Raw genomic sequence first — 11,722 nt, forward strand, 5'->3', positions numbered from 1 at the left:
TTTATATATACATATCTCAGTTTTTTACCGTAATTTTGCTTCTTATTTACAACTTATGAGTTCAATAAAAATAAACATACAAGAAACTAATAACGAAACCATTCTAAAGTTTGTTAGTAACAAAATTTTAGTTAATGGTGGTAGTTATGAATATAATAACATAGACGAGGCTAAAAACTCTCCATTAGCTCAACAACTTTTTTACCTTCCTTTCGTAAAAAAAGTATTAGTTACGGCTAACTTTATTGCTATTCAACGATATGATATTGTTGAGTGGAGCGATGTTGAAGAAGAAGTTCGCGAGCAAATAGAAGCTTACATCCGAGATGGTAATTCTGTAGTAAAAGAAGAAACTACCAAAAAAGATGCTGTTGAAGTATATGCTGAAGTTACTCCAAACCCTGCAGTAATGAAATTTGGAACCAACAAAGCTTTAACACAAACTGATGTTGAGTATACAAATATTGAAGAAGCAAGCAAATCTTCTCCTTTAGCACAAGCTTTATTTAGCTTTCCTTTCGTCAAAGAAATTTTTATTTCTGAAAACTATATATCAATCACTAAATACGATATGATTGATTGGAATGAAGTATATCAAGAAGTGCGTACTTTTATTCGTAGTTATATTCAGGAAGGCAAAAAAATTATTTCTGAATTACCTAAACAGCAAACCAAACAAAACGTTGAAGTTCCTAAAGAGAATTTAACTGATACTGAAGCTAAAATTGTTGATATTTTAGATGAATATATAAAACCTGCTGTAGCTTCTGATGGTGGTAATATCGCTTTTCAATCGTACGATGCTGATAGCAAAAGAGTGAGTGTTATTTTACAAGGAGCTTGTAGTGGCTGCCCATCATCAACTGTAACATTAAAAAACGGTATTGAAACAATGCTTAAAGAAATGTTACCTAACCAAATTAATGAAGTAGTTGCCATTAACGGCTAATTCACCGTAAACCTAACAAAAACATATGTCTGAAAAGATTAAACCATATAAAGATTCTGAATTAGGAAAGAAAGAACAAGTTGCTCAAATGTTTGACAATATTTCTGAAGATTACGACGGGTTAAACCGTGTTATTTCTTTAGGAATAGATGTTAGCTGGCGTAAAAAAGTAGTAAAACTAGTAGGAGAAAATAATCCACAACAAATTTTAGATATTGCTACTGGTACAGGTGATTTAGCTTTAATGATGTCTGAATTAAATCCTGAAAAAATTGTAGGTTTAGATATTTCTGAAGGAATGCTACAGGTGGGAAGACAAAAAATAGCTAAAGCAAATTTGTCCAATAAGATTAAGATGATTGTTGGTGATAGTGAAAACATTCCATTTCCTGATAATACTTTCGATGCAATTACTGTTTCTTTTGGAGTTAGAAACTTTGAAAACTTAGACAAAGGTTTAACTGAAATATTACGCGTATTAAAACCTGGTGGTAAGTTTGTTGTATTAGAAACCTCTAACCCAACCAAGTTTCCTTTTAAACAAGGGTATAAATTGTATACTAATTATATTTTACCTATTATTGGTAAACTCTTTTCAAAAGACAAAGTTGCTTACTCATATTTATCAGAAACTGCAAATACTTTTCCTTTTGGAAAGGCTTTCAACAATATTTTACAAAAAAATGGGTTTAAGAATGCAAAGAATATACCTGTAACATTTGGTGTTGCATCAATTTATACCGCTTTAAAATAGTATGTTAAAAAAGCTTTTACTTTTCGTAATTTTAGTAGCGTCCTTATCAACGCAAGCACAAAGAGAAAAAATATTAAAACTTCCTAGTTTTGACAAACCTCTTTTTCACTATGGGTTTTACCTTGGTGCTAATAATAATGGTTATAAAATTTCTTATAAACCAAGTAATATTAGCGATCCCGAAATTGAAGTAGAATCATCTATTGGTTTTAATGTAGGGTTAATAGCTGACTTAAGATTACATAATAATATTAACCTACGTTTTGAACCGGGTTTAATGTCTAACACCAAAACATTACGTTTCAATCATATCTCTGGTCCAGAAAACGTTAATACACGTGAGGTTGGTGCTACATACTTACACCTACCTTTATTATTAAAATTTAGCACAAATAGGCTAAATAATATGAGACCTTATGTTATTGGTGGGCTTTCATACGACCATAATTTTTCGAGTAACGAAAAAAACAATGATGATAACTTTGCGGGAGAGTTTAGAACAACAACCAATAACTTTATGTACGAGGTTGGTATAGGTGTAGATTTTTATCTAAGTTATTTTAAATTTTCTCCTTCAATAAGGGGTGTTTTTGCTATTAATAACGAAGTTAAATACGATAATAAGTCTTCTCAATGGACTGACCCTATTAATTTCTTAGGTACTAGAGGAGTGTTTTTACACCTAGCTTTTGAATAAAACTTTTTATTTATACATACTTACAATAAAAAAAGGCTTTCTATGTAGAAAGCCTTTTTAATTCTAAAAATAATATGAAGTCCCCCGATTTCTTATTACTCTATACTTGTTAGACACACTTTATTTTTTTAGGTCACATTAATTTAACAAAAAAAGACCGCAAAAGCGGTCTTATTTCATAAAGATTTCTCTTTATTAGGTTGGATAGAAGTCCCCCGAAATCTATCGTACTGTTAAAAACATTGTTTTTAGCGTTTTCAAAGATATAAAAAAATGTTAATTCTTATTATTTTTTTATAACTATTTTATTGTCAACCACATCTTTAATTGGAAGAATAACTTTACCTTCAACTGTATTAATTGTTACGCATATATTATCTATTGCTACTACAACTCCTTCTACATCATTTATAATAACGCTTTCTCCTATAGAAATATTCTTTCTCGAATAATAACCAAAAAGTAACCTTGAAACTGCATCTCTGGCTCCAAAACCAAAAGCTAAAGTAAAAGCTAATAATACAGAACCAATCAAAAGAGTTAAATTACTCTTAATCACCGAAGTATCAACTCCTGCCTGATCTAATGCAGTTATAGACAAAAACACAACTATTAAGTAAAAAGCAATATTACCGACTAAATTACCTCCTGTAACTTCAAGAGATTTGAACATAGATTGAATTGCCTTTTTCACCATGGTTCCTAAATAAGCACCTCCTACAAAAATACCTACAGCTGTTAATAGCTTAGGTAAATATGCAAAAAAGCTTCTAATTCCTTCAGAAACTACAGTTAAACCAAACATTTCAGCTCCAACCATAACAAAAACAAAAATTAAAAACCATTTTAATACTGCCAAAATAACATTGGTAAGTACAATATTTATGGTACTACTTCCAAAAATTTCTGTTTGTCTTAGTTTTTTAGACCATTCATCTATCTTAGTTTTTGCTAATGCCTTTCTGACGAGATATAAAAATATTTTTATAACAAGCCATGAAATAATTACAAAAGCTAAAAATCCTGCTACTGTTGGTAAAGAATCTACTATATCTTGAAAGATATCTTTAAAAGGGGTTAAAAAATCTATATTTAAAAAACTCATAACTTTTATGTATAGTGTATTTGGTTAGTCTTAACTAGTATCACTTTTTTTTTCCATTTGGTTCAGTACCTCCTCCTATTAAATCAATAATAGCATTAGGATACTTAACCACGAATAAATCAGCCATGTCTATTGATAGCTTTATCATTGCCACATCATTAAGCACTTTGTCTTTTAGTACTTCTGGCAACTCTTCGTTATGTAATATTTTCTTAAATGGATTATCCATAATTTATTACAATTCGTTATACGCTTTCACTACTTTCTCTTTAGCCCTTTTTAATCGCATCTTTACTGCGCTTTCCCCTAAATCTAATCCTATTGAAATATCTTTAATACTCATCTCATCTTGATACTTCATTAATAGAATCATTTTCTCTGAAGGAGAAATCATTTCGAGTGCTTTAGCCAATTTATCTGACTTTAGCTCAAATAGTGTAGCGTCATCAATATCATCAATACTACTTTCCTCTCTTATTTCATCAGTTACTACTGTTACTTTTTCTTTTTTCTTTTCCTTATTTCTTTGTACATAATTAACACAAAAATTATAAGTAAAAGAATATAACCAAGTAGAAAACTTAGATTTTCCTTTAAAAGTTCTCAATTTAACAAATAAACGAATAAATACATCATGTGTTAAATCTTGAGCCTCTTCTTTACTTTTGGAAAATCCATAGCACTTATTATACACCACGCCAGCGTAACGGTCGTATAAAACAGCAAATAAATGAGTATCATTTTTTTCTACTATTTTACGAACTAAATCTTCGTCGCTTATTTTCTTTACATCAATACTCTCCAATGGGCAGTATAGTTAGTTTCCTTCTTAGTTATACATTAATTAGACACCTAGTCCATTACGTGGTCACCTAATTAAGGATTTAATAACAAATTTTAACATTTATTTAACAAATAGACGAAAATTTTCAAAAAACACAAAAACTTTGTAACATTATTCTAATAGCGTACGTATAAGGTAATGTAGACTGATTGATAAATTAAAATATACTTGAAGTAGATGAGACAACTAAAAATTACAAAACAGGTTACCAACAGAGAAACCGCGTCTTTAGATAAATATTTGCAAGAAATAGGAAAGGTAGATTTAATTACTGCTGATGAAGAAGTTGAATTAGCACAAAGAATTAAAGCTGGTGACCAAAGAGCCCTTGAAAAACTAACTAAGGCTAACTTACGTTTTGTGGTATCGGTTGCTAAGCAATACCAAAACCAAGGATTAACATTACCTGATTTAATTAACGAAGGTAATTTAGGATTAATTAAAGCTGCTAAACGTTTTGATGAAACGCGTGGTTTTAAATTCATTTCATATGCTGTATGGTGGATTCGTCAGTCTATTTTACAAGCATTGGCTGAACAATCTCGTATTGTACGCTTACCTTTAAACAAAATTGGTTCTATTAATAAAATTAATAAGATGTATGCTTTCTTAGAGCAAGAAAATGAGCGCCCTCCAAGTGCTGAAGAAATTGCCAAGAAATTAGATATGACTGTTAATGATGTTAAAGAGTCAATGAAAAACTCTGGACGTCACGTATCAATGGATGCTCCTCTAATTGAGGGTGAAGATTCTAATTTATATGATGTATTAAACTCAGGTGAATCACCAAACCCTGATAAAACTTTATTACACGAATCATTACGTATCGAAATTAATCGTGCGCTAGAAACATTAACTCCACGTGAGGCTGATGTTGTAAAACTATACTTTGGTTTAGGAGAACACCAACCAATGACATTAGAAGAAATTGGTGAAACATTTGATTTAACTCGTGAACGTGTACGTCAAATTAAAGAAAAAGCCATCAGAAGATTAAAACATACATCTCGTAGTAAGATTTTAATGACTTACTTAGGTTAATAATATAAACAACAACAAATAGTTATCGTAACTATTCGTTTTTTGATTAATGAATGAAAGCTCTCAAATTTGAGAGCTTTCTTTTTGGTTTTAATGCTCTTAGTTTTAACTATATTTGCAATTAATAACAACACAACAACTTATATATTAATGGAAAAACTTGTAGCCCCATCAATTTTAGCGGCTGATTTTGGTAACCTGCAACGTGATGTTGAAATGGTTAATGATAGTAAAGCAGATTGGTTTCATATTGACATTATGGACGGTGTTTTTGTTCCAAATATTTCTTTTGGAATGCCTGTTTTAAAATCAATTGCAAAACACGCTAATAAAACTATTGATGTACACTTAATGATTGTTGACCCTGATCGTTATATTCAAACTTTTGCTGATTTAGGCGCCGATATTTTAACCGTACATTATGAAGCTTGTACACATTTACATAGAACTGTGCAGGCAATAAAAGCTGCTGGTATGAAAGCTGGTGTTGCTTTAAATCCGCATACACCTATAGCCGTTTTAGAAGATATTATTAAAGATTTAGATTTAGTTTGTATTATGAGTGTAAACCCTGGGTTTGGAGGGCAATCTTTCATTGAAAATACATACAAAAAAATTCAACAGTTAAAAAATTTGATTGAATTTAGTGAAGCTTCTACCCTAATTGAAATTGACGGTGGTGTAACTGACCAAAACGCTAATAGACTTGTAGAAGTTGGCGCTAATGTGCTGGTTGCTGGTAGTTTTGTTTTCAAAAGTGACAACCCTACCGAAACAATTGAAAATTTAAAAACTATTATAAATTAAAAATCGAAGCGTATTTAGAAATATTTCTAAATACGCTTCTAGTTTAACAGCCCTATAATCCCTTAAAAGGGTTACTAAATATGAATAGTAAATATTAATGTAATCTTGTTTAGAATGGATTTATACTCCTCCACAATATACTTCATTCATACAAATATAACCTGGAGGAAGAGGTTCACACTTAGTACACATTACATATGTCCATCCTCCCTGAATAGTTTTTTGTTCCGATTTATTTAAAACTGAACCTAAATTTGAAATGTTTTTTAACATGATAAAGTATTTTGAGTTTCTCAAAAATAAATTCTACAAAACAATTTAACTCAAAAAAAACCATAATAAAAGTATGGTTTTACCATAAATTTTAACTTTTCATATCCACTTATATTAAAGAAAGGACTAAAACTGCTCTAATAGGTAATAAATTAAATCAGTGGTAGTTACAATCCCTACTAATTCATTATTATCAACAACTGGCAAAGCATGAAACTCTTTTTTTGCTAAAATCTCAGCTACCTCTTTAATCGTTGTATCTGAGTTTACAGTTACCAGATTTTTCGCCATTACTTGGTCTATTGTAAACATATTATACACTATTGTATCTACGTCGGTTTCATTTTCATCAACTGCATCAGCAAAACTTATTCGTAATAAATCTGTATAACTTAACATTCCTTTTATTTCATTTCCACTAACTACTGGAATGTGTCGTATATGTTCTTTTTTAAATATTTTCTCTGCCGTCATTAAATCATCAGTACTACTTAATGTAATTACATCTTTAGTCATTATAACTGAAACTGGTGTTCTTTTTTTCATCTTTGTAAGGTTTTGTGTTATTATTTACTTCAAATTTCAGTAATAAAAACAAGTATAAACCTGATTAAAATCATAGATTATCATCTATTTTATTTCTATCTAAAATGTAATTATTTAACTATTTTTACAAAAACATTTTATCTTGATAGAGGATTTACAGAAATACTACGGTTATTTATTTGAGGAAGCATTATTAAAAGAAATAGCTGATGTTGCTATAGCTAAAGAAGTAAAAGCTAATGAAGTTATTATTGATATTGGCAGTTACATTACTTCTATCCCTCTGTTATTAAGTGGTGCCATAAAAATTTTACGTGAGGATAAAGAAGGAGACGACTTAGTTTTATACTATATAGAAAAGGGAGATACTTGCGCCATGACCCTTTCGTGCTGTATGGGACAAACTAAAAGTAAAATCAAAGCTGTGGCTGAAACCGATGTAAAGCTATTGATGATTCCTAAACAAAAAATGAGTGAATGGCTTAGCAAGTATAAAAGCTGGCAAGAATTTATTTTGCATAGCTACCATAGTAGATTACAAGAGTTCATTGATGCTATTGACACTATTGCTTTTTTAAACATGGATCAACGTTTATTAAAATATCTAAAAGACAAAGCTTTAGTAAACCAAAACGAAACAATTAGCGTAACACACCAACAAATAGCTAATGACTTACATACTTCTAGAGTAGTTATTTCAAGACTTTTAAAAGCTTTAGAAAAAAAAGATAAAATAGAACTGAATAGAAATCAGATTAAAGTGTTAGAACTTTAACCTTGTAACTTAAGTTACATTTTTTACAAGAGAATCGTTCTACCTTTATGGTAAAAATTAGAACGATGTACAAGTTTATTATCTTAATTACTGTATTATTCTTTTTTAGTTGTAATCAATCTAAAAAAAGTGATTATTCAAAAAAGAACACTAAAGAAGTTACAGTTGAAAAAGCTACAACCCCTTCTGGCAAAAAATTATTAGAAACAAAATGTTTTGTATGCCATAACTCCTCTACTCCAAACGACGAGAGAGTTGCACCTCCAATGATTGCTATTAAAGCTCATTATATTGGTGAAAATACTTCAGAAGAAGAGTTCACTAATAACTTTCTCAATTTTGTATTAAACCCTACGAAAGAAAAAGCAGTGATGAGAGGAGCTGTAAAACGATTTGGAGTGATGCCTTATCAAAAATTTGAAGAAGAAGATCTCAAGAAGATAGCAAATTATCTATATAACTATAAAATTGAAGAACCTAGTTGGTTTAAAGAGCATTGGGAATCTAAACAAGGAAAAAGTTATATCAATTCAGGAAAAAAGATAAGTCAAAAAAACACTAAAAAAACTCCTGAAGAAATTGGATTAACATATGCTATGGAAACAAAAAAAACATTAGGTAAAAACTTAATGGGAGCTATTCAAAAGAAAGGAACTTTACATGCTTTAAAGTTTTGTAACGAAAAAGCCTACAAGCTAACCGATAGTATGGCTACAAAATTTAATGCTTCCATTAAAAGAGTTTCAGACAAACCAAGAAACCTCAATAATACTGCAAACACTGAAGAATTAAACATTATTGAAGGATATAAAAGAGTTGTAAGCAATAAAGAAGAAATTAAACCTGTTACAAAACAAGTAGGTAACAAAACTAAATTCTATTATCCAATTATAACAAATAGTATGTGCCTACAATGTCATGGAACTCCTAACACACAAATAAAACCTGAAACTTTAAAAGAATTAACTCTCCTATACCCTACCGATAAAGCTCAAGGTTATGATGTAAATCAGGTACGAGGAATTTGGAGCATAACATTTAAAAATTAAAATTATGGGAAAATTTTCTGAAATAATTAAAGGAGACAAACCTGTTTTGGTTGATTTCTTTGCTGAATGGTGTGGTCCATGTAAAATGATGGCTCCTATATTAAAAGAAGTAAAAGAGGATTTAGGAGAAAATGTTATTATTTTAAAAATAGACATTGATAAAAATCAACAAATAGCCAATACCTACCAAATTAGGGGTGTTCCTACCTTTATGCTTTTTAAAGAAGGCAAACTATTATGGAGACAATCAGGAATGTTATATAAAAACGATTTGATTAGTATTATTAATAACCATGTGAAATAATATCATTATTTTTATTCCTCCTTATTGCTACTAAAAAACGTTCTTATTTAATAACCTCGTAAACAATCTTCGGTATGGAAGACATGCTCTTTTATGATAGAATGCAGTTTGCTTTCACTATTACTTTTCACTACTTATTTCCACAATTAACAATGGGACTATCGCTAATGATAGTTTTCTTTAAGTGGAAATTTTTAAGAACTAAACTTGAAAAATACAACGACGCTGCTAAGTTTTGGATGAAAATCTTTGCTTTAAACTTTGCCATGGGAGTAGTTACCGGGATTCCTATGGAATTTCAATTCGGAACTAACTGGGCTAAGTTCTCCGAGCTTACTGGGGGTATTATAGGTCAAACATTAGCTATGGAAGGAATGTTTTCTTTCTTCCTAGAATCTTCCTTTTTAGGATTATTTTTATTTGGTGAAAAAAAGCTAGGACATAAACTTCATTTTTTAACTGGGTTCCTTGTCTTTTTAGGTTCTTGGGCAAGTGGCTTTTTAATCATTGCTACACATTCTTGGATGCAAAATCCTGTAGGCTATGAAATACTAGCCAACGGTAAGTTTGTACTAAATAACTTTTCAGCTCTATTCTCAAACCCATGGTTATGGCCTTCTTATTTGCACAATCAAGCAGCCTCCTTGGTTACCAGTTCTTTTGTAGTTGCTGGTATTGGAGCTCTTTACCTTTTAAACAAGAAGCATTTAGAATTTGGTAAATTATTTTTAAAAACTGGAGTTGTTTTCGGAGTTGTAGCATCTATTTTAGTTGCTTTTCCTACAGGCGATTTAGCCGCTAAAAATGTAGTAAAATATCAACCTATAACCTTTGCCGCTATGGAAGGAATATTTGAAACAGAAAAAGGAGGTTCTGAAATAGTTCTAATTGGACAACCAAATATGCTGGAGAAAAAATTAGACAATAAAATTGCTGTTCCTAACATCTTAAGCTTTTTAACCTATCAAGAATGGAATGCAGAAATTAAAGGACTAAATGAATTTGATGAAAAAAACTACCCAACAAACATACCTGGTTTATATTATGCTTATCATATAATGGTTGGGTTAGGAACTATTTTTATTGCTTTGATGTTAGCTAGCATTGTTCAATTATTTAGAAAAAAGTTATATGATACAAAGTGGATTTTATGGTCATTACTCTTCATTATTCCATTTCCTTATATTGCTAATACCACAGGTTGGTATACTGCTGAACTAGGTCGTCAACCTTGGTTAGTTTATAATTTACTACGAACATCTGCTGGAGCATCTCCTACAGTATCATCAGGAAACACTTTATTTACTCTTTTAGGATTTATCGGATTATATCTACTATTAGGAATGTTATTTTTAATTTTAGTTGGAAAAATCATTAACAAAGGACCTCAAACAACACGTTAAGTTATGGAACTATTTTGGTATGTAGTATTAGTTACAATGTTAGCCATTTATGTTATTTTAGATGGTTATGATTTTGGCGCAGGAATTATTCATTTATTCTTTGCTAAAAAAGAAGAGGACAAAAAAAAGGTTGTAAAAGCAATAGGCCCATTTTGGGATGCAAACGAAGTATGGTTGATTGCTGCTGGTGGTGTTTTATTTTTTGCTTTCCCTACTTTATACGCTTCATCATTTAGTGGCTTTTACCTCCCTTTAATGATGGTTTTATGGTTACTAATTTTTAGAGCCATTGGTTTAGAACTTAGAGGACAAATACACAATAGAATATGGGAAAGTATTTGGGATAAAGCTTTTGGAATTGCCAGCTTACTTCTTGCTTTATTTTTTGGAGTTGCATTAGGAAATGTTGTGCGTGGTGTTAATCTAGGAAATGTAGTAGATGGTGTTTCTACTCATGAGGCACATTATTTTTTCCTCCCTTTATGGAATTCAGAATTTTCTCCTCATTCTGAAACACTTGGTGTTATTGACTGGTTTACTTTACTTCTAGGAATTATTGCGGTAGTATCACTAACAATTCATGGTGCCAATTGGGTTATTTTCAAAACCAATGCTAGTATTAATAACCAATTAAAAAAAGTTGTTTTTACTCTTTCTTTTGTTTTATTGGGCTTAGTAATTATTTCTCTATTCGCTTGGCATGTTATAGAACCTAAACCATTTCATAATTTTATAGAACATCCTTTCCTTTGGATTTTCCCTGTACTAACTTTTGTAGGGTTATTTGGTTTATTCAACATAAAAAAACACACAAAACACATCACAGGGTTTGTATATTCTTCGTTGTTTTTATTAGGAGGTTTGGCAACTACAATTGCATCAATCTTCCCAAAAGTTTTACCATCTACCAATAACATAAATCCAGATTTAACAATTTACAATGTAGCTGCTGACGAATACGGTTTATCTGTTGGTGTAAATTGGTTTTTTATAGCTGCCATACTAGTAGTTGCTTATTTTGTTATTCAGTATAAAGTTTTTAAAGGAAAAATGGATGATGTAGACTATGGCGAGCATTAACAATGCATACAATCAATTTTTAGTTATGTAACAAAAGTAACTGTACGTAAACATTATAATGAATAACTTGTTCTCATTATCATTATATTAACAAT

The 11,722-nt window shown here is 30.4% G+C and carries 14 protein-coding genes; 10 read left to right on the forward strand and 4 right to left on the reverse strand.

The window, feature by feature from the left end:
• Window positions 1–55 precede the first annotated feature (55 nt).
• From C8N27_RS12585 to porT, 3 genes are read left to right on the forward strand one after another with little or no spacing between them, the layout of a single operon-like run.
• Window positions 56–949, forward strand: a complete 894-nt coding sequence (locus C8N27_RS12585) for a NifU family protein (RefSeq protein ID WP_121148026.1) — start codon at window positions 56–58, stop codon at window positions 947–949.
• Window positions 950–974: 25 nt separating this feature from the next.
• Window positions 975–1,703 (forward strand): bifunctional demethylmenaquinone methyltransferase/2-methoxy-6-polyprenyl-1,4-benzoquinol methylase UbiE, encoded by a 729-nt coding sequence (gene ubiE, locus C8N27_RS12590; RefSeq protein WP_099215517.1) that lies wholly within the window; start codon window positions 975–977, stop codon window positions 1,701–1,703.
• A 1-nt stretch (window position 1,704) separates the two neighbouring features.
• On the forward strand, window positions 1,705–2,400 hold the full coding sequence (porT, locus tag C8N27_RS12595) for a type IX secretion/gliding motility protein PorT/SprT (RefSeq protein ID WP_099215518.1): 696 nt from the start codon (window positions 1,705–1,707) through the stop codon (window positions 2,398–2,400).
• Between the two features lie 286 nt (window positions 2,401–2,686).
• Here porT and C8N27_RS12600 read toward each other — a convergent pair whose 3' ends face one another.
• Genes C8N27_RS12600 through C8N27_RS12610 form a run of 3 tightly spaced genes read right to left on the reverse strand, consistent with a single transcriptional unit; the run spans window position 2,687 to window position 4,310 of the window.
• Complete coding sequence (locus tag C8N27_RS12600) at window positions 2,687–3,505, reverse strand: mechanosensitive ion channel family protein (protein WP_121147730.1); 819 nt, start codon at window positions 3,503–3,505, stop codon at window positions 2,687–2,689.
• A 40-nt stretch (window positions 3,506–3,545) separates the two neighbouring features.
• Window positions 3,546–3,734 carry a hypothetical protein gene (locus tag C8N27_RS12605; protein WP_099215520.1) on the reverse strand — a complete coding sequence of 63 codons (189 nt, stop codon included), beginning with the start codon at window positions 3,732–3,734 and terminating at the stop codon, window positions 3,546–3,548.
• Between the two features lie 6 nt (window positions 3,735–3,740).
• Entirely contained in the window at window positions 3,741–4,310 is a 570-nt protein-coding gene (locus tag C8N27_RS12610) for an RNA polymerase sigma factor (protein ID WP_099215521.1), read from the reverse strand.
• A gap of 216 nt (window positions 4,311–4,526) precedes the next feature.
• Between C8N27_RS12610 and C8N27_RS12615 the strand changes: the two genes are divergently transcribed.
• Together C8N27_RS12615 and rpe are read left to right on the forward strand one after the other, a co-directional pair.
• Complete coding sequence (locus C8N27_RS12615) at window positions 4,527–5,390, forward strand: sigma-70 family RNA polymerase sigma factor (RefSeq protein ID WP_028891227.1); 864 nt, start codon at window positions 4,527–4,529, stop codon at window positions 5,388–5,390.
• A gap of 150 nt (window positions 5,391–5,540) precedes the next feature.
• A complete protein-coding gene (rpe, locus tag C8N27_RS12620) occupies window positions 5,541–6,197 on the forward strand; it encodes a ribulose-phosphate 3-epimerase (protein WP_099215522.1) in 657 nt (218 codons plus the stop codon).
• A 399-nt stretch (window positions 6,198–6,596) separates the two neighbouring features.
• Here rpe and C8N27_RS12625 read toward each other — a convergent pair whose 3' ends face one another.
• Window positions 6,597–7,016, reverse strand: a complete 420-nt coding sequence (locus C8N27_RS12625) for a CBS domain-containing protein (protein ID WP_121147733.1) — start codon at window positions 7,014–7,016, stop codon at window positions 6,597–6,599.
• A 142-nt stretch (window positions 7,017–7,158) separates the two neighbouring features.
• On the opposite strand from C8N27_RS12625, the gene C8N27_RS12630 reads away from it, so the two are divergent.
• The 5 genes from C8N27_RS12630 to cydB all read left to right on the forward strand — a co-directional run bounded on the left by C8N27_RS12630 (window position 7,159) and on the right by cydB (window position 11,627).
• Window positions 7,159–7,791 (forward strand): Crp/Fnr family transcriptional regulator, encoded by a 633-nt coding sequence (locus tag C8N27_RS12630; RefSeq protein WP_099215524.1) that lies wholly within the window; start codon window positions 7,159–7,161, stop codon window positions 7,789–7,791.
• A gap of 65 nt (window positions 7,792–7,856) precedes the next feature.
• The gene (locus C8N27_RS12635; protein ID WP_244174754.1) at window positions 7,857–8,840 is read left to right on the forward strand and encodes a c-type heme family protein; all 984 of its coding nucleotides are present in this window, start codon (window positions 7,857–7,859) and stop codon (window positions 8,838–8,840) included.
• Window positions 8,841–8,844: 4 nt separating this feature from the next.
• On the forward strand, window positions 8,845–9,144 hold the full coding sequence (trxA, locus tag C8N27_RS12640; protein WP_028891232.1) for a thioredoxin: 300 nt from the start codon (window positions 8,845–8,847) through the stop codon (window positions 9,142–9,144).
• A gap of 74 nt (window positions 9,145–9,218) precedes the next feature.
• The gene (locus C8N27_RS12645) at window positions 9,219–10,547 is read left to right on the forward strand and encodes a cytochrome ubiquinol oxidase subunit I (RefSeq protein ID WP_028891233.1); all 1,329 of its coding nucleotides are present in this window, start codon (window positions 9,219–9,221) and stop codon (window positions 10,545–10,547) included.
• A 3-nt stretch (window positions 10,548–10,550) separates the two neighbouring features.
• On the forward strand, window positions 10,551–11,627 hold the full coding sequence (cydB, locus tag C8N27_RS12650) for a cytochrome d ubiquinol oxidase subunit II (protein ID WP_121147740.1): 1,077 nt from the start codon (window positions 10,551–10,553) through the stop codon (window positions 11,625–11,627).
• Window positions 11,628–11,722: the final 95 nt, after the last annotated feature.

This window comes from Tenacibaculum discolor (assembly GCF_003664185.1).
GTDB lineage: Bacteria > Bacteroidota > Bacteroidia > Flavobacteriales > Flavobacteriaceae > Polaribacter > Polaribacter discolor.